This is a genomic window from Bacteroidota bacterium, from assembly GCA_020161395.1.
Classification (GTDB): domain Bacteria; phylum Bacteroidota; class Ignavibacteria; order Ignavibacteriales; family Ignavibacteriaceae; genus UTCHB3.
Window position 1 is genome coordinate 225659 of sequence record JAIUOE010000001.1, and the last position, 23846, is coordinate 249504.

General features: G+C 41.9%; 20 protein-coding genes. 6 read left to right on the plus strand and 14 right to left on the minus strand.

Going from position 1 to position 23846, the window contains the following annotated elements; genetic code table 11:
• Nucleotides 1–12: 12 nt before the first annotated feature.
• A complete protein-coding gene (locus LCH52_00965; protein MCA0387042.1) occupies nucleotides 13–1014 on the plus strand; it encodes a T9SS type A sorting domain-containing protein in 1002 nt (333 codons plus the stop codon).
• Nucleotides 1015–1032: 18 nt separating this feature from the next.
• Here the strand turns inward: LCH52_00965 and LCH52_00970 are convergent, their stop codons facing one another.
• The 5 genes from LCH52_00970 to LCH52_00990 form a co-directional block, all read right to left on the minus strand.
• A complete protein-coding gene (locus LCH52_00970) occupies nucleotides 1033–3039 on the minus strand; it encodes a hypothetical protein (protein MCA0387043.1) in 2007 nt (668 codons plus the stop codon).
• A gap of 409 nt (nucleotides 3040–3448) precedes the next feature.
• Nucleotides 3449–4324, minus strand: coding sequence for a nucleotidyl transferase AbiEii/AbiGii toxin family protein (locus LCH52_00975; protein ID MCA0387044.1), 876 nt, complete (start codon nucleotides 4322–4324; stop codon nucleotides 3449–3451).
• Complete coding sequence (locus LCH52_00980; protein ID MCA0387045.1) at nucleotides 4314–5276, minus strand: hypothetical protein; 963 nt, start codon at nucleotides 5274–5276, stop codon at nucleotides 4314–4316. The genes LCH52_00975 and LCH52_00980 overlap by 11 nt, the downstream gene beginning before the upstream one ends.
• Nucleotides 5277–5411: 135 nt before the next feature.
• On the minus strand, nucleotides 5412–6314 hold the full coding sequence (locus LCH52_00985; GenBank protein ID MCA0387046.1) for a hypothetical protein: 903 nt from the start codon (nucleotides 6312–6314) through the stop codon (nucleotides 5412–5414).
• Nucleotides 6314–8203: a DUF3696 domain-containing protein gene (locus LCH52_00990; GenBank protein ID MCA0387047.1), complete on the minus strand. Its 1890-nt coding sequence runs from the start codon at nucleotides 8201–8203 to the stop codon at nucleotides 6314–6316. Before LCH52_00990 ends, LCH52_00985 begins: the two co-directional genes overlap by 1 nt.
• A gap of 138 nt (nucleotides 8204–8341) precedes the next feature.
• Between LCH52_00990 and LCH52_00995 the strand changes: the two genes are divergently transcribed.
• A complete protein-coding gene (locus tag LCH52_00995; protein ID MCA0387048.1) occupies nucleotides 8342–9241 on the plus strand; it encodes a restriction endonuclease in 900 nt (299 codons plus the stop codon).
• Between the two features lie 357 nt (nucleotides 9242–9598).
• Here the strand turns inward: LCH52_00995 and LCH52_01000 are convergent, their stop codons facing one another.
• From LCH52_01000 to LCH52_01010, 3 genes are read right to left on the minus strand one after another with little or no spacing between them, the layout of a single operon-like run.
• Nucleotides 9599–10519: a hypothetical protein gene (locus tag LCH52_01000; GenBank protein MCA0387049.1), complete on the minus strand. Its 921-nt coding sequence runs from the start codon at nucleotides 10517–10519 to the stop codon at nucleotides 9599–9601.
• The gene (locus LCH52_01005) at nucleotides 10506–11513 is read right to left on the minus strand and encodes a hypothetical protein (protein ID MCA0387050.1); all 1008 of its coding nucleotides are present in this window, start codon (nucleotides 11511–11513) and stop codon (nucleotides 10506–10508) included. The genes LCH52_01000 and LCH52_01005 overlap by 14 nt, the downstream gene beginning before the upstream one ends.
• Nucleotides 11506–11817: a hypothetical protein gene (locus LCH52_01010; GenBank protein MCA0387051.1), complete on the minus strand. Its 312-nt coding sequence runs from the start codon at nucleotides 11815–11817 to the stop codon at nucleotides 11506–11508. Before LCH52_01010 ends, LCH52_01005 begins: the two co-directional genes overlap by 8 nt.
• Before the next feature lie 61 nt (nucleotides 11818–11878).
• Here LCH52_01010 and LCH52_01015 point away from each other — a divergent pair, with 61 nt between their 5' ends.
• Entirely contained in the window at nucleotides 11879–12049 is a 171-nt protein-coding gene (locus LCH52_01015; protein MCA0387052.1) for a hypothetical protein, read from the plus strand.
• A gap of 131 nt (nucleotides 12050–12180) precedes the next feature.
• Nucleotides 12181–13230, plus strand: coding sequence for a class I fructose-bisphosphate aldolase (locus LCH52_01020; protein MCA0387053.1), 1050 nt, complete (start codon nucleotides 12181–12183; stop codon nucleotides 13228–13230).
• 80 nt (nucleotides 13231–13310) lie between these two features.
• On the opposite strand, the gene LCH52_01025 is transcribed toward LCH52_01020, so the two are convergent.
• Together LCH52_01025 and LCH52_01030 are read right to left on the minus strand one after the other, a co-directional pair.
• On the minus strand, nucleotides 13311–14273 hold the full coding sequence (locus LCH52_01025) for a hypothetical protein (protein ID MCA0387054.1): 963 nt from the start codon (nucleotides 14271–14273) through the stop codon (nucleotides 13311–13313).
• Nucleotides 14274–14367: 94 nt separating this feature from the next.
• Complete coding sequence (locus LCH52_01030) at nucleotides 14368–15453, minus strand: hypothetical protein (GenBank protein ID MCA0387055.1); 1086 nt, start codon at nucleotides 15451–15453, stop codon at nucleotides 14368–14370.
• Between the two features lie 165 nt (nucleotides 15454–15618).
• Here LCH52_01030 and LCH52_01035 point away from each other — a divergent pair, with 165 nt between their 5' ends.
• Nucleotides 15619–15948: a hypothetical protein gene (locus LCH52_01035; GenBank protein MCA0387056.1), complete on the plus strand. Its 330-nt coding sequence runs from the start codon at nucleotides 15619–15621 to the stop codon at nucleotides 15946–15948.
• Nucleotides 15949–16031: 83 nt separating this feature from the next.
• Here the strand turns inward: LCH52_01035 and LCH52_01040 are convergent, their stop codons facing one another.
• From LCH52_01040 to LCH52_01055, 4 genes are all read right to left on the minus strand, one after another.
• Nucleotides 16032–19094 carry a choice-of-anchor D domain-containing protein gene (locus LCH52_01040; protein ID MCA0387057.1) on the minus strand — a complete coding sequence of 1021 codons (3063 nt, stop codon included), beginning with the start codon at nucleotides 19092–19094 and terminating at the stop codon, nucleotides 16032–16034.
• Between the two features lie 133 nt (nucleotides 19095–19227).
• On the minus strand, nucleotides 19228–20415 hold the full coding sequence (locus LCH52_01045; protein MCA0387058.1) for a class I SAM-dependent rRNA methyltransferase: 1188 nt from the start codon (nucleotides 20413–20415) through the stop codon (nucleotides 19228–19230).
• A 19-nt stretch (nucleotides 20416–20434) separates the two neighbouring features.
• Nucleotides 20435–22258 carry a right-handed parallel beta-helix repeat-containing protein gene (locus LCH52_01050; protein MCA0387059.1) on the minus strand — a complete coding sequence of 608 codons (1824 nt, stop codon included), beginning with the start codon at nucleotides 22256–22258 and terminating at the stop codon, nucleotides 20435–20437.
• Nucleotides 22259–22342: 84 nt separating this feature from the next.
• The gene (locus LCH52_01055; protein MCA0387060.1) at nucleotides 22343–22954 is read right to left on the minus strand and encodes a 2,3-bisphosphoglycerate-dependent phosphoglycerate mutase; all 612 of its coding nucleotides are present in this window, start codon (nucleotides 22952–22954) and stop codon (nucleotides 22343–22345) included.
• Nucleotides 22955–23151: 197 nt separating this feature from the next.
• Between LCH52_01055 and LCH52_01060 the strand changes: the two genes are divergently transcribed.
• On the plus strand, nucleotides 23152–23772 hold the full coding sequence (locus LCH52_01060) for a hypothetical protein (GenBank protein MCA0387061.1): 621 nt from the start codon (nucleotides 23152–23154) through the stop codon (nucleotides 23770–23772).
• Nucleotides 23773–23846 lie beyond the last annotated feature (74 nt).

The window sequence follows — 23846 nt, forward strand, 5'->3', positions numbered from 1 at the left end:
GCGTTATTTCGCATGATCCTGGCAATTTTTTTCCTTATGACCACACTTCCCGCACAGATTCAGGTTACACTTCCCGATATGCTGAAACTGTTTAATGCGGGCGACCACCACTATGGAACAAATTTTGACGGGCAAATAAATATCGGGGAGCCCGGTGCAAATAAAATTTACGATTTCTCATATATCCCACTCTCAAACGAGTTCTCTCTCAATTTGCAGACTAACGACATTCCTGTTCTCGCTGCACGGTATCCCGGATGTGTAACCTTCGGGGAAACACCTCAAACAGTCGAGAAGAATCCTGTGTTTATGTTCTCGCCCGATTCGTTCTATATTGTTGGTCAGGCATCTCTCGTTCCGCAGTGGAGGTTTTTACACCGTGAACCGTTCGATGTTTTTCCTCTTCCGGTTACCTATGGAGCCAACTGGTCGCGATACATCAAACTGACAGATTCACTTTTTACTACGGGAGGGGGCTTGCAACAGGTGGATACTTCCTCGAGCGAATACCGCTCTACAGTCGACGGGTGGGGTACACTGAAGATTGGTCAGATGCAGTTTCAGTGCCTGAGGGTAAAAAGGGAATATCTGCAGTATGGTGATAAAGACTTTGTTTATCTTACAAAAGATGGTGCGTTTATTACATTTATGACCTCTGCTCAGAATCCCGATTACGGAACAGTTACGGGAGGAGGCACTATCCTCCTCGCCGCTAATCTTGTTGGTATAAATGATGTGTCGCCACTTCCGACTGCTTTCAAACTTGACCAGAATTTCCCGAATCCTTTCAACCCTGAAACGGTAATCAGGTTTTCGTTGCCGACTGCGGACTATGCCAGACTCGAGGTGTTTAATTCCCTCGGTGAGTCAGTGGCACTCCTTGCAGAAGGTCCAACTGCAGCGGGCACGCATTCTGTACGGTTCGATGCATCAAAACTTGTCTCGGGCATCTATTTCTGCCGTCTGGCCACATCAACCGGAATTCTTACCGGTAAAATGACACTTTTGAAATGAGATTTATCGCCTTAATTCTCAGTCGATGGTAAATTTCATCAGATTAAACCAGCCGCCACCGAAGGCTGTTTTGCTGTCGATGAATTGGAGTTGATCAATTTTGTTCACGATGTTGAACAGTGTCCAGGTTTTGCCTCTGTCTTTTGTCCGATAGATAAAACTCGGCGAGAGGGGTGCTCCGTAAGCTTTCAGCAGCCAGCCGTTCAACGGATCCTGGAATTTGATTCCCTCGGTGATATCCTGTGTGTTGGAAAGAATTGAGGATTCCCACTTTTTGCCACCGTCTGAAGTTCTCCAGATTACATTCGAAGTGTCGTTCAGCGTGCTTGTGTACCACCCGTGATTTTTGTCGATGAACTGAATGTTTACCGGGTATCCCTGATCATCCAGCCAGGTATCAGACCATGTTTCCCCGCCATCAGTGGTACTTCTGAGGAATGAGACCATGCCGTTGTTTTTGGTTGCACCGGGTAACAGATTCACACCCGAAACCCATCCGTTGTTTTTATCAAGGAAAAAGAGATCGAAAAACTGTCCTTCGGGCGATGTGTCAATCTGCACTTCCTTCCAGGTTTTTCCACCGTCATCCGAGCGAACCACGCTTCGGCTCTTCTCTCCCATTGTGTAGGCATAAATTGTTTTCAAATCGACGAACGACAGACCTACCAGAAATGCCTCGTAATTAAGTTTCATGGAAGTCCAGTTTTCGCCCCCGTCAGTTGTTGAATAGAGATATACATACCCCGCATCATCGTATCCGGTAGCGACTCCCTCTTTTGAATTGAAGAATTTGATGTGGTCGAACATCATTCCTTCCACTTTCTTTATGGTGGTCCAGTTTTTCCCGCCATCAGTGGTTTTTATGAGGCTGTTTTCCCCTGACGCAAATCCGGTTTTCGTATCAAGGAAATAAAATGAGTTGAAGTGGTTCTCCTTCCCTTTTACGAGCTGGGCAAAAGTTTTACCGCCATCGGTTGTTCTGAAAATTTTTGGTTCCATAAACCAGGATCCGGGCATAAGAACCCCTGTATTCTCGTCAAAATAAGCTATTTTGTTCACACCGGTTTCATCACTGGTGTAGGTTTTTGTCCAGGTCTTGCCGCCGTCATCGGTTCTGAACACCTGATTCTCCATCGGTCCTTCCACTTCATTGGCTTTTATCACCCATCCCGTTTTGGGGGATTTGAAATAAACCACATGAGCTTCCTTATACTGATTCCCGGCAACTTCAGCAGGAAAATCAGATTGTTTCCATGATTTACCGCCGTCATTGGTGTTAAAAATCACAAGTTTGGCAGCAGGAGTTCCGGCCGTTGCTTTTGCCACTTCAGCTATTACGAAGCCGTTTTTTGCGTCAGGAAACGACATTGTGGAGAGAGTTGCACCGGCAAATTCCTTCACATCCTTCCATGTTTTGCCACCATCGACAGTTTTAACGAATCTGTCCTTTCCCGTTTTTTCATCAGTTTTTACGATTGTATACCCCTCTTTTGCCGAAGTAAAATACATTTCCATAGGGAAAAATCCGAGGGAGGAGTTTTGCAGTTTCCAGGTCTTGCCACCGTCAGAAGTCATATACATCTGATAAATGGCTTCAGTCTGATTTTCAGAGAGAATGGCAGCTCCCGCTACAATTCCGTTTTTAGCATCAAAGAACTGAACTTTGTAGAAATATGCGATTTTGTCGATCTTTTCGCTTTTCCATGTCTTTCCGCCATCGTGAGAGGAAACAAGAAATTCGTTCGGACCTGTCACCCAAATGTGATCGTTTCCGACTACCGAAATCGAGTTAAACCAGATATCCTCACCCGTTTTAAGTGTCTGCCAGGTGAGTCCCGCATCAGTTGTTTTCAGCACCGTGCCGAGAGTGGCTGCAGCAAAAGCGGTTGTTTTATCGATTACCAGCACATCTGTAATAATGTTTGCTGTGGGTGTGGGGCTTAGTACTTCAACTCCTTTTTGTGAAAGAGTCTCTCCCGATACGATTAAAAGAGCTGTTAAAAGCAGGAAAATGTTTTTAAGCATTGTTTTGCCTGTAGATTAATTGTTTGTTATTGGAGGGTTTATTTTTGTTATACTTTCGGAGTATATTTGGATGTTCCGAAAAACTGTTAAAGCGAGTCGAAAATATATATTTTTTTGTGAATTACAGAGAAATAATTTAATTAAATCCTGTTTTTATGTGGACTGTTCTTCAATTCCCGCTGGAAATATTCAGCTATTTCAGATTTTGTGACTGATTCAACACCTGCTCAATCACCACTTCCTCGGGCAAATCCTTTGACCTGTCGTAAGACCAGAATATATGCGGCGAAAACTGCGATATCTTCATTTCAAAATTCATTTATTGATGAGAAGTAATTTAGTGAATTATAAAGAAATTTTGGGGAATGAACAAGCAACACAGATTGATGAATGATTGAGGGGTTTTTCATCATTTCGCCTCGTAAATTGACTTTATCGCAGATAAGAGCTGCAAAAACGCCGCCTTCACTACCAGGTACTCCCTTTCAAAATCCCGGAAACGATTTTCTGCCGCAATGACAGTAATAAGATTTGATTTTTCATCCTCTTCAATGTTTTCTACGATCATAGAAATTACATTTGCCACCAAACTGGATGGAAATTGCGATGCAATGTCTTTACCCAACATAAAACATCCAACCAATAGTTCATCAAAAGAATCCGTACTCACTTTGTCAAATATCTCTTCATCGAAATACCGGTCAGCTTTTTGTGTAAAATAGTAGTTTGCCATAATCTCAAAGAGATCTATCGCATCTTTAGACCTGTCAGAACGCATTTTATGCCAAATCGTCAGTTTTATGATAAACAACCCAACAAGTGAACATGTTTCCACAAGAACTTCCGGACTGTGATCCACTCTCACAGTAATGTTTCTTTCTTTGACTAAGTTGTAAACTTCAATTTCCATCAAATTGCCTGACTTTGGCCATTCAATCTTCCCCATTTCCTTAAAACCATAAGGCAGAATATCCAGTTGGCGTGCATACTGTTCAAAATATATTTTATGTTCAACTTTGTCAAATTGCACACCCCCTTTTTCGATCAACCTTTGGGTGAACCTGTTGTAATCCTGCCAATTGTTTACGGCAATACAAATATCAATATCCTCTGTATATCGTGAAGTTCTTATTTCATGATAGTAGTTTAACAGAAGTTCTTTTGCGAAAGCACCGATTATAAAAAAAGTGATACTGGATTCTTTTGATATCTCATTTATAATTGTAAACAGTTTAACTGTGTTTGAATCTACTTTCCCGGACACATCAAATATCCTACTCCGCATAAAACTCTCCAGCTGCCTCCATCAATCGGGGATTTGCGGATGTGATAAGATCGAGATAAACTATAAAATCGGGAGCTGTTTTATTCTTCATGGCATCATGTTCAAAATTCCAGTATTTCCCGAACACAATCAGATTACCGGATTGGGCAGGTATCAGACGATTAATTTTGATAAAATCCTTCGGTTCGCCTTCAAGATACAACTCTGTGGTCTTTTCCTTGAGAAATCCCGTCTTCATTTCAACTGCTTTACCTGAAGTGTAGTACACTTTGCAGGTCTCGGAATGAGAATCATTCAATTGAACAGTATCCGTCATGTTATACTTACCGATGAAAAATCTGTTCTTGATTGATGGCTGATATTCTATTTTTAGTCTTTGCAGGAGTTCATTTTTTTTAACAACATTTAAATATCCATTCTCAGATTTAACAAGATATCCCGCTCCCCTTAGTTTCTTTACAAATTTCGAAACATAACCCAGCGAACAGCCTGATAATGCGGCTATATCCCTGTAGTTTTTGTTAAGAGTATCAGGACGGGAGAAGAAGGTTATCAGCAGTTTAATTCCTGATTTTTCCAATCGAAGTTTTTCAAGAGGAAGAATATTATTCATTTTCCTTTGCTTTCTGCCCCTGACATCAATGAAAAAATCCTCTCCACGGATAAACGCATTCCCGGCAGTATCAATAAAAAACATCCCTTTCGTCCTAAGAATTTCAGAGACCTTGTTTCCGATTTGTTTCGTTATCACAATCATCCTGCCGGCACCTTCAGTAAGAAATTCTGCACTTTTCACCGATAGTGATGGAAAAACTGTCACACCAAATTCCATCTTACTCGCACCTTTGCCGATTAAGAGAATTTGGTTTTCTTTGAACTCACACTTCAACGAATATTCGCTTTTCAGAATATCCAGCACTAAAGATATAAGAGAGTTGTTAGCTTGTTTCATTTTATATAATGTTTACTGACAGGAAACAATATTTAATAGTGAACAAATATACTTTAATAATACTTGAATTGCAAATGGAATTTATGCCTTTGGGTAAGATTTGAAGAATGTTGTCTGAATCAGGATTTTCAGGATCTAAGGATTCACAGGATTCAATTCCTGATTTATCGGGAATGCCTCAAAGTCTCTTTTCTCGAATCTGAGATAGAGTCCTCTTTTTTGTCTTTTGATCATCCCATGTGAATCGAGGCAATCAAGTCCTCCGGGTATATAGACTTGAACTTCATCGTAAATTATGTATCTTTCTTCATGCCCTGGAGCAAGAAAAGAAATTTCTACCACTGAACCTTCCTTCTTTACTTCTTCAATATAATTTAGCAGTTTTGAATATTTTTCCCTGTTCTTTCTTTGGGCTTCTTCAGTTGGGTAGTTTTCAGGGTCATTGCACTTGATAAAAACGGTTTCATACACGGTTCTTGAAAGTATTTGATCCAAATTCCTCATGGCACCGGGATTGAAAAGATAGGGATCGATAACTGTAATCGATTTTGAACCCTTTGCAAAAGGCTTTATAAGTTCATCCAGATTGTATACTGTATCAGGTTTTAGCAGAAAAACAGATGGTAGCGGCCTGACAATTTCAAAAAGGTTGTTTCTGCCACAAATCTTTAGTTTTTGGTTTGATGCCTGAAGGTTGGAAATCTCAGAATCCTGTTTTTCAGGAGCAATATAAATTTTGTCTTTTGATGCCTTGCAAATATTAATCTCCGAATACCCTCCTTTTATAGTTTTTGGTCGTCCTTTTTTGGTGAACAACTCCAGAAGAAAGCTTTCCAGTTGTCGTTTAACCGGTGCAGATGGATCTATCTGATCAAACGATTCCATCAGATGATTGAAGTATTCTTTTTGATCGTCGAAACAAAGGTAGTTCATGGCGATCGAATCAATCAGTTCACGGTTTCTGTTAAAGAGATTGCCAAGATGCTCCTGATAGAGATAAACCGGTAAACCCGAGGATATGGTAAGTTCCTGATTCATCAGTTCCTCCCGAGAAGAAGCTGCCTGTTCAGTTCCAGACTTTCGTCGAAAAAGCCTTTTGGTGTCTCCGTCTTGAAAAAGCCGTTGTCGTCAAGCTCCATCTCGATGGCTTTTGTGTTGCCGTCTTTGTCTTTGGCAAAATAATAAATGGAGAGGGCATCTTTGAGTTTTACATCCTCACCGGAGCAGTATCCCTCGGGCCAAAGTTGGAGTGTCTTCCCCTGTGAGACAAGTACCTGAAGTTTTTTAAGCAGGTGCTCCGAGTGGGTTTCAATTATGAGATGGGTGGGGACGGTAAGGAATTCAAGCCTGTTCCCTTTTTTGAAGGACTTCTGAAAATCATAATTCTTGTCATTAAAAGCCTTGACTTTTTCTTCCAATTCATCATCAGAGACTTCAACCAACTCCCATACTGGAGCGTTTTGTCGTCTAGTAGGAGAGAGATGTTCAATGAAATAATCAACAAGGATAGAGTGAAGTCGCGGATGTAAATGTAGTTCTGGCTGTTGAACTGAGAATAACAAATTGTTTTGATTATTAATGGTGATTAGAAACAATACGGGTAATAATTGAAGAGTACCACTACTAGCTTCGGATAAGTTGATACTTTTACTTTCGCGTTGTTTAAGTAATATTCTTTGTATCTGATCGACATTCGAAGTATAAACACCTTCTCCAAAGTCAAATTTCAACACCCAATTGTGAAAAGTTTTTGTGTGGTAGTCTTTCATCGTTTGATCGATCAAGTCATCTGTATAATCGAGATGTTGATAATATTTAAACAAACCATAATAGCTATTTTCGTTTATGGTTTCTTCAAAGAATCTGGATTTTGGGATTTCTCGAGTTGTTCCCATCAAAAGCATGGCGTCAAACTCTTTTGGCAGTTTATAGTTTTCAGAGGCAATAATTTTTGATACATAAGATGTAAGAATTTGAAGATGAGCCGCCTCTATTTCTCCGAAGGAAAGGTTAAGCAGTAAACCCAGATAAACACTAAAAATAGAGTCAGTCTTTATGACAGAAGGTTCACATACAATTTCAATAAAATTATCCTTCAGGCGCTCGTTGATTTTACTCCACTCAAACTCATTATTTGAAGGTCCCCATATATTTCTTCTAAAGAAATATTTAAATAGATTGAAAACCACTTTACCAAAAATCTCAGTGTACTTTCTATCAGAACAGCTAATATTTGAAAATTCACAATAATAACTTCTGATCTTTGAAGGATTAATTTGTCCATCAAGAATCGAGATGTTTGGTTCAAATGGTCGAACCAAGTATCTTATTGTGAATTTAATCGTATCGCTAAGGTTATAGTTAATATTGGAAAGTTGATCATCAGTGTATACAAACTCCCGGGAATCTCTATTCCTTGTTAACTTTGAATTTCCCTTTATAGTTTCTCTGCCCAAAGGGATAAATCCATTCTTTACCGATCTTTGAGGTAAATCTCCCATAAACTTATCGTCCATCTTCTCCGAATACTCATCCGTCGGATTCAGCTCAAACGGGCAGTTGTCGATATCATAGATTTCTTCCACTTCGTGGTCGTAACCCCAGGTTTCCTCTGTGATTTTGATTGAGATAGGTTTTTTAGGGTCGTTGGCGATGTGTTCCCAGCCGCCGAGATTGATGTCGTCATCGATTACATATTTGAGTTTTTTGGCAGCTTCGTGGTCGTGGTTGTGTTTGAGGAAGAGGAGAGCTTTGAAGAGGGTGCTTTTGCCGGAGCCGTTTTCACCCGTCAGAATTGTCAATGGACTGAGCGTCACCTTCACATCTTTCAGATTCCTGAAGTTTTTGATGTGAACATGATATTTCCGCATGATAACCTCGCGGTCAATCACTTTTCTCGATACGGTCTTTTTTTCGCTGTTTTCCATTTTCAATTTTTGCTTTTGTTCAAAATTGTTTAATATATGATAGAGTGCAAAATATATATTTTTTCTAAAAAACCATGTTGAAATTTTTATATTTGGACAGTTTAAGAATAATTTTTGACAAAATTTAGATACAACCCTATGGTACCTGACTTTCAAAGCCTCATGCTCCCCATCTTAAAATTGTTCAACGATGGTAACGAACATTCAACTCCAGAAATTCGAAACACACTCGCGTTAATACTTAACCTTTCAGAAGCTGATCTCGATCAGTCACTTCCAAGTGGTACACAAAAAACATTTGTAAACCGTACCGCATGGGCGATTTCATATCTGAAGAGAGGAAATCTAATAGAGAAAACTTCAAGAGGCAAGTATGTAATTACTTCAGCGGGTAAGGAGATTGTCAACTCCTCCATAGAAAAAATAAATATAAAACTACTTAGATCTCTTCCGGGATATCAGGAAATAATGGGCGAATCAAAGGGAATTCAAGAGGAAAATATAGAAAATAATTTGATTGCGACTCCTGAAGAGATACTTGAAAGTAACTACCTCGAGATTAGAAAGAATCTCGCCCTCAATCTACTTATCCGCATCAAAGAAAGCAGTCCAACATTTTTTGAAAATTTGGTTGTTGAACTCTTGGTCAAAATGGGATACGGTGGTACAATCCAGGAAGCCGGCAAATCAATTGGTAAAAGTGGTGACGAAGGAATTGACGGAATAATCAAAGAGGACAGACTCGGATTGGATATTATTTATTTACAGGCAAAAAGATGGGAGTCGATTGTTGGCAGACCGGAAATACAGAAATTTGTTGGTGCCCTCGCTGGACAAGGGGCTAAAAAAGGTGTTTTCATAACGACCTCATCTTTCAGCAATGAAGCAAAGAACTATCGACCGATGAACGATACAAAAATCGTACTGATAGATGGTCAGCAACTCGCTGAACTGATGATAGATTATGACTTGGCAGTTTCGACAATCAAAAATTATTCTCTGAAAAAAATAGATAATGATTATTTCGATTCCGAATGATTAATTCTCCAGCTTTTTTATGCTGTAAAAATTGAATTCCGTCATTGTACTGACCAAATTTGGCAAAATTTAGTCATTTGAATGACAATTTTTAGAATATTATTTTATTTCTCCTCTCTACGAACATTTATCCCTCTTCGAGGGAATTATTGGCCCGGGATATTTCCTCTCTACCAACATTTATCCCTCTCCGAGGGAATTATTGGACCGGGATATTTCCTCTCTACCAACATTTATCCCTCTTCGAGGGAATTATTGGACTGGGATTTCTCCTCTCTACCAACATTTATCCCTCTTCGAGGGAATTTCATATATATCCTTCTAATTCTTTTCAATCATGAATATCGTGTACAAACCTCACAACAACCCCCTGCCATTCTTTATTTCGAGCACGCTGGAGAGTTGTGCGGCTGATTTAATTTTCATGACATAATTGCAGCCGGTTCCGTCCCGTTTCCACATGGGACAACCGAGAAAAAACTGATCGCGAAGGCCGCCGCTTGGATCGAATTTTTCCTGCAACACAAGTTCCAGACCGTGCTCAGAACAGAAATACTTCTCAATCGTTTCAAATTTTATATCCCGCATCCTTTTCACGATATTTTGCTGCGCGGCAGGGTGCTGAATGATTGTATCCAGTTGACCGGCAGTAATCTGAAACTCTTCCCTGCCAGTGTTGGTAAACAGGCGGGCATCCGATTTCTGAAATGGTGCCGTAGCCCGGCACGCTCCCGAGTAGTAGCCGGTACAACCCCAAAACATATCTGTAAGACTCGTGTTTTTGCTTGATCTGTTCCATTGAAGGGTCATGGGTCTTCCACAGACGGAGCATCTCTTATTTGAAACGGACTGCCCCACATGAAACTGAACGATATGAATGTTGCTGCTATCAACTTCCACATCCTCATAGCCGGAAGAATTTTCGGTAAACTCACCTGCCGCTTCCATTTCATTGTACTGAATAGCTTCATCTATCAGAGTTTTTCTGCGGGCATAAAGTTGGTCGAGTTCATGTTTTTCATACTCCGAAAGCCTGCCGTCCCGTTTTCTTTTATCCTCGAGATCAACAATTCTCTCATTTATATCTTGACGGCTGTATCTGTTTTTGCGTTTTTCCTGATAACTGTTGCCGCTTTTATAATCGTTGTATGCCTGTTTTGCCACATGGTAGAGTTCAACAGCCTTCTCACCAACATAAGCGGCTACTGTGCCGATTGCATAAACGGCCGCCCCGATAAAGACACCTGCTTTTTTGAAAAATTCGCTAAAAATTCCCATTTACGCTACTCCTTTTTTGTCTGTGAAATTGAAGTATTTCTTTCAATTTGTTGATATTCTCCCTCATCATCTCTGATATTTTCCTCAGATTATTGACTCTCCTGTAATACAATCCTGCCCCGAATGCTGCGGGGAGAGCAAGAAATCCACCACCAAGAGCATATACAAAAGCACCCGTTGCGGTAGAAAAGAGTGACCTGCCAAATCTCTCCGAACCGTTTTTTATTGCCGCTTCAACCGATTGCTTTTTTGCAAACAACTTGTACCCTTCGATTGCCAGGATTATGGAAAGGGGAGCAAGCGGGTGAAAAGAGTCACCGAATTTGTCAAAAAGCCCCTCATTACCGTGATGAATCGTCGATTCTATTGTGCTTGTGAGGTGATCGTCTTCAATTCCTGAGCCTGATACCATTGTATAACCATCAGGCAAGTGATTTGCCGCTTCTTCGGTTGCAAGAATCTTGATATCGGGATATTTATGGAGTGCCTCAGAAATGTAGGAGAGGTTTTCCGTTGCCTTCAACTGGAGGTGATCGGCTACATCTCCCGATGCATCCTTAATGGCAATATCCCACCCGGGTTGGGTGAGAGATTCTGCCAATTCTGCGTGATAACCGTCAGGAAGAACCAAATCGCCGACCCGTTCGCCGTTATTTAGCTTGTCTGTTACCAGCAATTCGAAATATTTCCCCTTCGCCGAGTTTATAATTCCCGTGAGCTGATCATCAGTATAGGAACTCAGCATCGATGGATCAAAATTCGGATTGGTCATCTTAATGGCTTGGAGGGCAAGAGGGTCAGGCTCTCCATCAAAGATGTGGAGCGAAAGATTTGCAGAGGCTACAAGACTGTCGATAATCGCCATTTTTCGCTTCTTCAGATATTTTTGAAAGACCACGGAAAACGATTCGAGTGTACCTTCATGGGGAAGGAAATACTTTTTCCTCAACCCAAGAAGCCTGATTTTTACCTCATCGGGGATAAAATTATCCATCCATTCGCCTCAGGATATGGTTGAAGCCCCTTTCCGTGAACTCTTTCAATTCATCAAACTTCGCCATCAAAAGAATCACTTCATTCCTGATTATTTTCACATTTGCTTTCAGGTCAGCAAATTCCTGTGAATTTTTGGCAAATTCTGCCGATAATCCCGCAACTTTTCTCTCAAGCTCTGCACCTCCATTCTTTACGGATACAAGCTCAGTATCAAATCCGGAGAGAATTTCAGCCACCATCAGATGGTACTCATTGATTTGATCTTTTATCTTTTCGTTGGTGATTTCTGATACATTTTTCATTTTCTCTCAATGGTTGTTACCTGTTAAGAGTAACAAAAAGGCGGTTTTTCCGAAATCCGATATGAACCGCCGTATTTCAAGATTTGACGAGGCTAAATGGCTGGCTCAACATGTTTTCGATAACGGAGAAGGTTTCATTCAGGAAGTTGGGAAATTAGTCATCAATCTGTGTGAAGAAAGGGACTCCGCCTGCTACAATGTTCAGGGAGAAAGGTCGGGTTATTTAGACTGATTTACTCAGGATTCCCGTCCGGAAGAGATGGCAACGCAGGATGTTTTACCGGCAGGAATCTGTTAACATCATGATTTTTATTATATTTAGAATTGGGTTTTTAAAATTCCAAAAAACGGAGAAATATAATCATGAGTAAAATAGTTGAATTATTAGGAAATGAAGCCGACGGTCTCTTGACCCATGTGGCTAAGGTTCCAAAAGAGAGTCTGCACTTACCCGGTCCCGATTTTGTTGACAGGATATTTATCCCTTCAGACAGAAACATTAATGTATTGAGAAGCTTACAGACCATATTTGAGCATGGAAGACTTGCCGGCTCAGGCTACATGTCAATCCTTCCTGTTGATCAGGGTATCGAACACTCGGCTGGCGCATCATTTGCTCCAAATCCGATTTATTTCGATCCTGAAAACATCGTAAAGCTCGCAATCGAAGGCGGATGTAACGCAGTAGCTTCAACTTTCGGCGTTCTCGGTGCTGTTGCAAGAAAATATGCACACAAAATTCCTTTCATCCTCAAACTGAACCACAACGAACTCCTTACCTACCCGAACAAATTTGATCAGGTAATGTTCGCTTCTATTGAAGATGCCTACAACCTCGGCGCAGTTGCTGTTGGTGCCACTATCTACTTCGGTTCAGAAGAGAGCACCCGTCAGATCCAGGAAGTGTCGGCTGCATTCAAATATGCACACGAACTCGGAATGGCAACAATTCTCTGGTGCTACACAAGAAACGATGCTTTCAAAGTAAAAGGCGACAAAGATTATCATGTTTCCGCCGACCTTACAGGACAGGCAAACCACCTCGGCGTTACCATTGAAGCTGATATCATCAAACAAAAAGCCCCTGAAAACAATGGCGGTTATAATGCAGTCAACTTTGGCAAGACTCATCCCAAGGTTTATTCCGAACTTACAACCGACCACCCGATCGATCTTACCCGTTATCAGGTAATGAATTGTTACATGGGAAGAATGGGCTTGATTAACTCAGGCGGCGCTTCAGGAAGCAACGACTTCGCAGAAGCAGCGCGCACAGCAGTTATCAATAAAAGAGCCGGTGGAATGGGACTTATCCTCGGAAGAAAAGCCTTCCAGAAGCCACTCGATGAAGGTATCAAGCTGGTAAATCTTGTTCAGGATGTATATCTTGATAAAACCATCACTATCGCTTAATCAGATATCTTTTGATGCTTTTTAGTTGATGTGATTTTTTGTTGTGTTGAGGCTGAGTCATTAACTTGATTCGGCCTTTTTTATTCTATATCGAACCGCAGTCCCGCCAAGAATCTCGGCACCTCAGAGATGTACGACTCAAAAAACCAGCTCACCGCCTTCCGGGAAGTGATCGTTCCTTTCGCCTCTATGGTTACCGAGTTACCAAATTTGTAAAAATCATCTGTTAAAATTCCCCGCAAGCCAATGTTGCTGTCGGTGTGATTGAAATAGACCTTCAGATCCATGTATTTGGCGAGGTCTTCCTCAATAAATGCGAGTGGAGCTGTAGTTACTGTAAATCCAAAACTGAGACTCTCCCTCTGAGTATTGTAGAGCCCTTCGATAGCGAATTCCAGATGCTTTTTGCTCCCTTTAATCAAATCATAACGGTATTCACTCCTCAAATAGTCAGATGATGCCAGTTTCTCATATGAAAACTCAATAACAGAATTGGGGATGAAGGTTCCCGTAAACTCAAACTCAAAAAAATTGGATACAAATACCCTGTCAAAGAAATTCGGGTTGTTTATTTCGTTAATGCTGCCCCCGGCAGCTTCGAATGTACCGATACCGGTTTTTTGGTCGATCCTTAGTCCGTCCATCCAGCCGTTGCTGCCAAGTCCTGTGGAAGAAACAAATCCCTTTATCGCAGGCAGAGCCCCAAACTGCACCCTGAAATCATTGATCTTTTTCTCGAGATAAAACTGCCTCAGATTCAGGTTAAATCTCCGGTTCTCCTCTTTCTTTTTCAAATCTTTAAGAGTTTCCCACCTTGACTGGAAACTGCTTCCTGAGGATGTCAGCCCGTTGACATTGAATGCCCCGGCAATATCAATCTGAAAAGGAATTCGAAGTGAAGCCTGAATACGGTTCTGCTCGGACCCGAAGTCAATCAGATCATATCGGGTTTCCCAGATCATCGAAATCTTTTCGATTTTTTGTGCGGATATGTCGAAGCAGACTGCCATAAAGAAAGTAAGAACAGCAAATATTTTACGCATTAAAGAAGCCGAATTTAATTGGAGTTAATCTACAATTACAACCCGGGAACGGCGAATATTGTTCAACTGCAGGAACCGTACTGTCTAAATCTGATCAGTTCATCGCGTAATAGAAGGTTATACGGGGAGTAATGGCTGTCTTAAGGGATGATCCATTGGGCAGGGATTCGTAGCTTTCAATCACAATGTTTGGACTGAAAATAACTCCAACAGCAGGATACCAGTTTATGGCTATCAAATATAAATTTCTGCTGTCTCCATTCTGAGATGTGAGGGGGTCAAAATAATCATACCGGGCGGCAACTGCCACTTTTGGGGAGATATACCATGTTCCAAAAATCGATAATGCTGCAGTGTAACTGTGACCTTCCAGGTTCCTTTGCTGCTCGCCATTCTGCCTCATTCCGTAAAAAGCTTCAATTCCGGCGGACACCTTCTGCTTTTCTCGGTAACCGGCGAATATAGTAAAATTGAAATCATCATTTGGATATTCGATGTCTGTGGGCCCGGGTGTTCTTATGAGCAATGCAGGTCTCGACACATAATCGAACGAAAATGTAAAGGTGAAGCGTTTAGCGGGAGAAAACTGAAGGTGGGAATATACTCTTTTGTGTTTGTTTGTCTCGGGTGAATTTCCATTTCCGTTACCAAACATTAACCAGTAATTCAGGATGCCATTCCCCCAAAGATTTCCACGCAATGATATTCCCAGGTCGGATGAGGGGGAAATTTTCCGCAGGTCAAGCTGAGTTTTCTCAAGAAATCTGTTCTCCCAGTATGCCTCGGAAATCCCGTAGACCGGCGGTGGTTGGAGTCCGAGGACAAGGTCACTCCCGGGGAAAATTTCACTCCACTTGATATATGCATCTTTCAGAAACAGACCAAATTTATTGTTAACAGTTGTGGCATTCTCAGCCTCTAGTCGAATTCTCCCCGAAAATTCTGCGGAAATATCATGATCATAAGTGAGATATATCCTGCGGATTTGAAAGGCATTCATCTTTTCGGCGCCGGGTAGTGCCACATTATCCATTTTCGAAACATCCGGATCCCGTTGAAGATTGTAGTAGTAGTCTCCAAAGATCAAACCGGAAAGTCTTCCCTTTCCAATATCTTCCTGTGAGTAAAGGGTGAAAGATAAAATCGAAAAAATCAGGATGGCTTTGTGCATCCGCCTCATTTTGCCTCGGATTGATTGACACAGTTAACAAATAAAAAAAACGGTATTCAATTTTAACACATTCTGTTCTCTCCACAAAAGCGGAGCATTTAATATTTTATTAATACCTGCATAACATTTGCTTAACATTCATTTAAGAAATTTGGAGATTAAAAAAGGAAAATCATGATTAAAAGTCTGCTCATCTTAATGATGGCTTCATTTTCTCAGGAAGCCGACATTCGGGATACACTTCCCGCAAGAGAGTCATTTCTTGTGGAAGTGGTAACCCCGGCTGAAGAGATCTATGACGACGGTGCCTGCAGGTTGAGATATGCTCCATTTACTGTGAGTGATTCGACAGGAGTGATAGTGTTGGAAGTTGCTGCAAAATATGACAGACCCGCAGTGATATCCCTTCCCAAGGGGAAATTTCTTCTGCGAACAAAATCCCCGGAGATCATCGAAAAATTTATAACCACAGGAAATTCTTCCTCCCTCAAAATCATATTCTAAAAAGTTTTCCCAAGCCTCCAAAAAAAAGAGCCGCCCCATTTCTGAGACGGCTCTTTGCGTTCTTTGCGGTTTAATTTTATGCCTTATTTCAGCAACAATAACTTTTTGATCTCAGAGTTTTTGCCCTGAACCAGTTTATAGAAATATGTGCCTGAAGGAAGGTTTGAAGCTTCAAACCGGACATCGTATCTTCCCGGTTGTTTCACTTCGTTAACCAGGGTAACAACTTCATTTCCGAGTATGTCGTATATCTTCAACGAAACCAGACCTGCCTCTTTAATGCTGAAGTTGATCATGGTTGTAGGATTAAACGGATTCGGATAGTTCTGTCCGAGGTTAAAGCTGAGATTCATCAGATCATCTTCAATTCCTGTCGGAGTCGAGTTGATGATGAATGAATATGTTCCACCGGCGGTTACATTAAATTCATACGAAGTCTGTACAAGCATATTGATACCGGATGAGATGCCGGGACCTCTGAGAACAAAATTGTAGGTGTCCCTGATTTCCTGTGGAATCTGATTGATGATATCGAGCCAGCTAATCTTGAATGTGCCTGCCTGCTTCGCGTATACTCGGAATGACCACGATTTGTTGTTGCCATTCTGCAATGGTGCCTGAATGTTTGTTGCAAATCTTGTGGCAAAGTTTGTCCAACCCGTCTGGAAGAAGTAAGATTCAATTGCGTTGGCAGCAGGTGCAATCGGTGCTTTCACATTATCGAATTTGTTATCGAATCCGTCGGTAGCCAGTTCATTGGTTCCGAATTGGAGGTAATTGTCTTTTATACCGTTCATTTCAGAAAGGATGTTCACAAACCAGTTCGAAGGTGTTACTTCTATTTCTGGGATTACCTTTGGCTCTGATGCATCACTCAAAGCATAAATATATTTCACACTAAGGTCTGATGCAAGTGTGAAGAACCAGTGGCCGTTCCACGCATCAAGTGAAGTAACCGTGGCATACCCGGGGGTGGTGGTGTTGTTATACTTGTAGATGTTTGCCTGAACCAGATTTGCAGTAACAGCTTCATCTATTGTATATGTGGTTGACCCCTGAATAATTCTCAGGTTATTCTTTGGAGAACCACCTGCGAATGGTGAGGCTATCAGGTTCCATCCACCGGCAAGGGTCTTAGTCTGGTCGGTTAGAAGCGGAGTACCTGTCAGATTTACAGTATCTGCAGTTTCTATGCCAAGCCAGTAACCAACTGCAGGGTCGATAGTATTCGAACTCTGGTATGTACCACTTGCATACTTGTAGAGGAGGTAGGAAGGAATTCCTGCCAGCACATCAGATGCAAGATTTGAAACAGGATTCAACGGTATCGACATCAGGTTCCAGCCCGCGGCGTAGATTTTTGATGATGCGGAAGTGGTGCCGGTGCCTTTCAACTGAACCGTTTTTGTTGGTGTATCGGGGTCGTTGCTTGTAATTGTTATGGTGCCTGTAAACGATCCTGTGGTTGCAGGAGCAAATCTTACAGTTACCTGATTTGAATCATTTACGGCCACTGAAAAGGAAGCGCTGCCGCTGTAACTGAATCCCGTGCCTGATGCGACAACATTTGAAACTGCAAGAGCCGTATCGCCGGTATTGGCTACATAAAATCCGATGTCAGAGGAAGTTCCTGCCACCACATCACCAAACTTGAGAGTATCGACCCAAACCGAGATGTTTGGTGAGAGTGCCTGTCCGATACCCGTCAATTTAACAGTGTCCGAGGGTGTTGTCGGGTCATTGCTCGTAATTACCAGTTGTCCGTTAAAAGTACCGGTAGCCCGGGGTGCAAATTTAAGGGCACGGGTAGTGGACGCATTCTTTGCGAGGTATGTTGTGGTATCACCACTTATCGAATAAAAATCACCTGTAAGAGTCAGTCCTGTAAGGCGGAGTGTCTGATCCCCTGTGTTCGATATCGTGAGAGTAAACGATGAATCCTTGTCTGTTTTTATTACACCGTAATTATATGTTTTGGTGCTGAGATTGATCGTTGGGTTGGAAAGTGTTACGCCAATTATCAGTTCGAAGTTCTTCGCTGTTGCTTCACCGGCGTTCGAATATGTGTAGGTTCCTGTCCTCAGATTGGTCAGTTCATTATTCGACAAATCTTTCAGAGTGATCGCATAAGTGGATGGTACATCGGCAAATGAGGCAGCACTAATGGTAATATTACCAACCACATCGGAGTTTACGGTAAAACTCCATGTTGAAGTGGTTGAAGAAAGATCAGTATGGAACTTAAAGTCTCTTTCATATTTTGGTCCAAGAGCGGAACCCCAGTCGTTGTGAGGGAAATAAACTTCTATAAAATTACTCGGTGAAGAAGGAGGTTTGGGCAGGTCAATACCTGCATCATATCCGTTCGTTGTGTTCAAAAACATGCCTGCGAGGGCAGTGGTATCTGATACAGTGCCGTTCATTGCTTTTAGTCGGAGTGACCAGCCAAAGTTGTTTAGATTCGCAGTCGAATTTGGTGCAATTTTATCGAGAAAATTGATATTCAGGAATTTATTGTTAAAGGTTATGTTTCCCTGTGTCTGGGTGTTTGTGAACAGTCCTTCAGGAAGACCGCCTGATATCCAGGCTGATCCACCCGTCCAGTCTTCTTCAACATAGGCAACGATGCTGATCTGGTTCGGGTTGCCAATGCCTGACCTTGCTATTCTTAGTTCCCAATAGTTTGCTGTGGTATTCTTCCAGTTGTCGGTGGCAAAATCGAAATTTCCCCAGCCACCGCCATTGAATTTCCTTTTAACCTGGGTATTATCACTCGTTTTAAAAACATAATGGTAATTAGCCGAGAAAGGAAGTGACGGATTCCAAAGCCAGGCATCTCCTGATGTGGTTCCTGTTCCCAGAATAGGATTCAACTGTGGATCGCTGTCGATGTAGATGTGAATCGCACGCGAATTATCAGTCAATGAACCGTTGGGTGTTGAGCCTGAAAAAGCGATATACACATAATCTTTGTCCCATGTAACGAAAGAAGTTATCTGGGTTCTGGTAGTGTTGAATTTTTCATAAGAATTGTTGAAAGTGTTGTTACCGTCAATCGGTTCGGTTCGGAAAGTTGTATATGTTGATTGTGCCATTCCCGAAATTGAGAACAGTACAAGCAGCATAAACCCGTAGAATTTTTTCATGGGGACCTCAATAATAAGTTGAATAAATCACATAAGCATGCTTCAACCCTGTATTGAACAAGCATTTAAAAATACAAAAAAAAAGGGATGCTAAAAAGATATTTAGCATCCCTTAAACTGTATTTTTATTCTGTTACAGCGGTTTTTCTATATCAAAAACCCTGAAAGCACAGAATTTCAGATACGAGGTCTCAGGCATCGATGGAATTACAGGGTGATCTTTCGATGCACCGTTATAATGGATCATCTGAAGCTGTTTTTCCTCTTTGTAAGCAGACTCACGGATTATATCAAGCAGGTCTTCTTTCGTGATATGGAAAGAGCAGGAAGAAGTGATGAGGTAACCACCGTTGTTAATCAACCTGAGGGCACTTCTGTTCAGTTTCTGGTAGCCCTGTTTTGCCGGAATGATGTTTTTCTTCTGTTTTGCAAATGCCGGGGGATCTACTATGACCATGTCATACTTCTTCCCTTCATCAGCACAGTTTTTCAGATATTCAAACACTTCGGCAACCACAAAATTAGCTTCTGACTGGAACTTGTTGAAGCCAAAATTGATCTCTGCATGACCAATTTCTGCAGGAGATGAGTCGACGAAATCAACCGACCTTGCACCGTTCCAGGCACAGTGAAGACCAAAGCCGCCTGAATTACAGAAGGCATCCAGTACATCAAGTCCCTCGGCGAGTTCACCGGTAAATGATCTGTTGTCGCACTGGTCGAAATAGAAACCGGTCTTCTGACCTTCCTGGAAATTGACCAGATATTTTACTTTCCCGTCATCAATCTGCTGAACATCGTCAGTACCGAGTAAAATTTCATCGGTAAATTCAAGTCCCTCAAGCTGACGGAAATAAGGGGAATTGCGGGTGAAAATATTTTCAGCACCAAGATTCCTTGAAAGCACATCAACAATAAGATCGAGATTCCTCTCCATACCGACGGTGTTAACCTGCAATACATAAGTATCATTATACTTGTCGATTATCAGACCCGGGAGGAAATCACTCTCGCTGAAAACCATTCTGTAAGACTGTCTGTTGGGATACACTTTTTCTCTGAGACCCAAAGCCGAGAAAATTCTCTCAACAAACATCGTTCGAAGATCTGTGATCGGTTTTCTGTCGAGCAGCCTGATCGCAAACAGTGAATGTTTGTTGTAAAATCCTGTTCCAAGATACTGCCCGCCCGAATAATAGACATCTACTAAAGCGCCGTTTTCCGGGTTCCCTTCCACATCCTGGATTTCATTGCTGAAAACCCATTGATGCCCCGTCTTAAGCCGTCGCTCTTCGATTCTTCTTAATCTTACTTTCGTCATTTTTTTATTCCTGATACGATTACTTGTTGATAACGAATTTTTTGGTTATGGTTGTTGCATTAATATTGATTTCGTAGAAATAAACACCCGAACTTAAAGAAAGTCCTGCTGTTTTTGAATTAAATTTCACATCGTAATTCCCGGGCTCCTGAATTCCCTCGACAAGGGTTGCAACTTCTGCACCGAGTGCATCATAAATTCTCAATGCTACTCTTGCAGGTTCATTCCCGCCGACAGTATATCTGATAACGGTTTCGGGATTGAACGGGTTCGGGTAGTTTTGCCCAAGATCATGGGAGAGTACCAGTCCGGTGAATTCAGCGAATATCATCATCGAGACGCTCGTCGTACCATCGAAGTCGATCTGACGGAGCCGGTATGCGTATGTCCCTTCTTTTCCCGGTTTATCGATAAATGAATATTCGTTTTTAGAAGTGGTGGTGCCCTTTCCGGCAACAAATCCGGCATTCGTCCAATCCTGCTCTTTGCTTCCTTTTCTCTCGACAACAAATCCTGAATTATTCAGTTCGGAAGCTGTTGTCCAGTTTAGCTTTACTCCACCTTCGACAGACTGAGCTGTGAAGGATTCAAGCTCAACTGGAACGATTGATGAGTCGAGGAAAGGATTGAAAAATACCCATCCGCGTGCGGGGTCGTCAACTTTGTGAGTAATGTGGAGTTCAATTGCAGCCGAATCATAAACTGCCCAGTCGTTGTTCTGAGCATAAATGTCGTTGGTGCAGTTGTTGAAAAGGTCGTATGGCACGCCGGTCTGAAGGTTACCGTAAATTTTATTGTATCCGTTATCGGATGTATCGGCGTTTGTTATGTTTCCGAGCGATGGAGTGGGTCCGGCTGCTATGGCAGAACCGTTATATACTGTAATACCCCAAAGGTTGCCGTAAATTTTGTTACGGGAAACGATTGGTCTGTTGGTACCGTTGCCGCTGATGCTGATTCCACTTCCTGTTGTAAGAGGATCGGGATTGATATTGTTGTTGTAGATCAGGTTGTCATGAACATAGCAAGTTATTTCAGCACCCGCAAGAGCGATACCATAGCTGTTGTTGTAGATTTCATTAAATGCAATCTCGGATGAAGACGAACTCCCCGAAAGAAGAGTTGATATGCTTATGCCACCCGTTCTGTTGTATGAACCGCCGTGTACTTTGTTGTATCTGATTCTGGGTGAATTGTTGTTCTGAGTACCGAAAGTTATCTGGTTTTTCGGGCTTGTGTTCTGACTGTTGTTGTTGTAAAGTTCATTGTATTCAATTACCGGAGACGAACCTGTGGTGCCGTAAATGCCATACTCATAAGCTTCTGAAATGTAGTTATACTTGATAACGGGGCTTGAGTTTGACGACATGTAAATTGGTCTTCTGCATTTGTAGAACCGGGAGTTATATACTCTCGGACTCGAATTGAGGCATCTTACCGGATAGTAACCGTGAACAAAAACTGCATATTTTATCACAGAAGTTGTGTCGGCACCTGTATCTCGGAAATAAAATCCCTCATAAACACCCTGTGGATTTTCAGTGGTACCCTTAAAGTAAACGCTGTCACCCGGTGCACCATTTACCTCAACTGCGCCAAGAATGACAAAGCCGTTTCCGGTCGTGGAGAATGTAACAACAGAACCCTGCGGGATAATCAGTCTGTCGCCGACTGAAACCGAGCATACTGTGGCTACTGTGTAATTTGGGAACGAACCGGTTATCAAACCACCTGATCTGGCGACCAGACTGTCCATGTTCCATGTGACCCCCGTACCCGGGGTGATGAACTGAGCGTTAATTGCAATAACGCCTAAAATGAGAATCGTAACTAATTTTTTCATAGGGAACTCCTGTATTATAATTTCGAAATTTCCCCTGCAAAATAACTGCCGGAGGGAGATGCATCCCCATCCGGCAATTTAAAACTATTTTAAGTAATATTTATTCAATACTTTGCCATCTTCAAACTCATATACAAGCGGAACACCGGTTGGAATATTGAGTTCGAGCACTTCTTCACGGGTAAGCCCGTCGAGATGCATCACGAGTGAACGAAGAGAATTACCATGAGCAACCACCCAGATATTCTGTCCCGCTTTCACCATTGGTTCTATTTTTTCGATATAGTAGGGAATGGTTCTTGCGGCAGTATCTTTCAGGCTTTCGCCGTTCGGAGGGTTAATGTCGTAGCTTCTTCTCCAGAGGTGCACCTGTTCGTCGCCAAACTTTTGTGCGGTTTCGGCTTTGTTCAAGCCCTGAAGGTCACCGTAGTGGCGTTCATTCAATGCCTGGTCTCTGTCAACAGGTATTTCATCGTAACCGGCACTTCCGGCTGCCAGCTCAGCAGTCCTGATTGCTCTTTTTAGAACGGAAGTAAATAGATGATCAAATTTTAGATTTTTAGCTTTCAAAAGTTCACCGGCTTCGGTTGCTTCTTTTTCACCAAGTTCGGTGATATCAACATCAACCCAGCCTGTAAATCTGTTCTCAAGGTTCCATTGAGACTGCCCGTGCCTTAACAGAACTAAATAGTTCATTAGTCTCCTCTTTCTGTGATTTGTGAAAAGATGAGTATCAATTTACAAAATCTTTGGGTAAATATTTGTAATCTTATTATTACAGAGAAGAAATTTCAACATTTTCAATCAATTTTGTTATGAAATGGAACAATTTTTCGATATTTTGGTAAATCATTAAGAAACTTAATTTTTATAAAAACCACCATGGAAATCAGATGCGATTCTCACTCATTCTAACAGTTACACTTCTTTCACTCCTCTGGCAAGGGTGCAGTTGCCCTGTTTGTGAAATTACCGACAACAGGTACCCCAAAACCTTCAAACTGACAGGCGTGCCGGAACCCTTGAAGCTGAAAGTGGACTCGTATATCGCCGGAAAAACAGGCGAAACTTTCTTCACAAATTACATCAAACTGAACGAAACCGCATCATATTTCGACTCTGTGAAATACTTCTGGGTTTACGACATCATCATTCCGGAAAAGGAATTCGTTAAGGGTAAAATCGAACTGTTCACTGATGCAAAAGGTAACATCGACCCCCTTATGGAAGTGAGCGGCATCCCCGACTGCGAGGCGAACCCTGCAGGCTGTTCATTCGACATTACCCCGCAAAAGGCATTCGTTTTAGCAACAAAAGAGGGACTGAAACCGGGTATAAATGAGTGGAAACTAAAGTTTATATGGAGCCACAAGTTCAACCGGTATGTCTGGCAGATTATCTCCACCCTCGAAGAATCACAGGGTAGCCAGGGCTTCCGCGGTTCCGGACAGGAACTCCTCCTCGATGCATCTACAGGTACAAAACTTGAGCTTTCAGAGTGGAAGGTACGGTGACTCAGCTATTAGCTATGATCTATGATCTATGAGCTGAAATGAATTAATGTGGGTGGAGGACGCAGATACACGCA

Bases quoted from the DNA above. Each gene is read 5' to 3' on its own strand.
- LCH52_01000 (MCA0387049.1), bottom strand. From the start codon at position 10,519: ATGGGAATTTTTAGCGAATTTTTCAAAAAAGCAGGTGTCTTTATCGGG.
- LCH52_01040 (MCA0387057.1), bottom strand. From the start codon at position 19,094: ATGAAAAAATTCTACGGGTTTATGCTGCTTGTACTGTTCTCAATTTCG.
- LCH52_00995 (MCA0387048.1), top strand. From the start codon at position 8,342: ATGGTACCTGACTTTCAAAGCCTCATGCTCCCCATCTTAAAATTGTTC.
- LCH52_01060 (MCA0387061.1), top strand. From the start codon at position 23,152: ATGCGATTCTCACTCATTCTAACAGTTACACTTCTTTCACTCCTCTGG.
- LCH52_01050 (MCA0387059.1), bottom strand. From the start codon at position 22,258: ATGAAAAAATTAGTTACGATTCTCATTTTAGGCGTTATTGCAATTAAC.
- LCH52_00965 (MCA0387042.1), top strand. From the start codon at position 13: ATGATCCTGGCAATTTTTTTCCTTATGACCACACTTCCCGCACAGATT.
- LCH52_00970 (MCA0387043.1), bottom strand. From the start codon at position 3,039: ATGCTTAAAAACATTTTCCTGCTTTTAACAGCTCTTTTAATCGTATCG.
- LCH52_00985 (MCA0387046.1), bottom strand. From the start codon at position 6,314: ATGAATCAGGAACTTACCATATCCTCGGGTTTACCGGTTTATCTCTAT.
- LCH52_01010 (MCA0387051.1), bottom strand. From the start codon at position 11,817: ATGAAAAATGTATCAGAAATCACCAACGAAAAGATAAAAGATCAAATC.
- LCH52_00980 (MCA0387045.1), bottom strand. From the start codon at position 5,276: ATGAAACAAGCTAACAACTCTCTTATATCTTTAGTGCTGGATATTCTG.
- LCH52_00975 (MCA0387044.1), bottom strand. From the start codon at position 4,324: ATGCGGAGTAGGATATTTGATGTGTCCGGGAAAGTAGATTCAAACACA.
- LCH52_01055 (MCA0387060.1), bottom strand. From the start codon at position 22,954: ATGAACTATTTAGTTCTGTTAAGGCACGGGCAGTCTCAATGGAACCTT.
- LCH52_01035 (MCA0387056.1), top strand. From the start codon at position 15,619: ATGATTAAAAGTCTGCTCATCTTAATGATGGCTTCATTTTCTCAGGAA.
- LCH52_00990 (MCA0387047.1), bottom strand. From the start codon at position 8,203: ATGGAAAACAGCGAAAAAAAGACCGTATCGAGAAAAGTGATTGACCGC.
- LCH52_01020 (MCA0387053.1), top strand. From the start codon at position 12,181: ATGAGTAAAATAGTTGAATTATTAGGAAATGAAGCCGACGGTCTCTTG.
- LCH52_01025 (MCA0387054.1), bottom strand. From the start codon at position 14,273: ATGCGTAAAATATTTGCTGTTCTTACTTTCTTTATGGCAGTCTGCTTC.
- LCH52_01015 (MCA0387052.1), top strand. From the start codon at position 11,879: ATGAACCGCCGTATTTCAAGATTTGACGAGGCTAAATGGCTGGCTCAA.
- LCH52_01005 (MCA0387050.1), bottom strand. From the start codon at position 11,513: ATGGATAATTTTATCCCCGATGAGGTAAAAATCAGGCTTCTTGGGTTG.
- LCH52_01030 (MCA0387055.1), bottom strand. From the start codon at position 15,453: ATGAGGCGGATGCACAAAGCCATCCTGATTTTTTCGATTTTATCTTTC.
- LCH52_01045 (MCA0387058.1), bottom strand. From the start codon at position 20,415: ATGACGAAAGTAAGATTAAGAAGAATCGAAGAGCGACGGCTTAAGACG.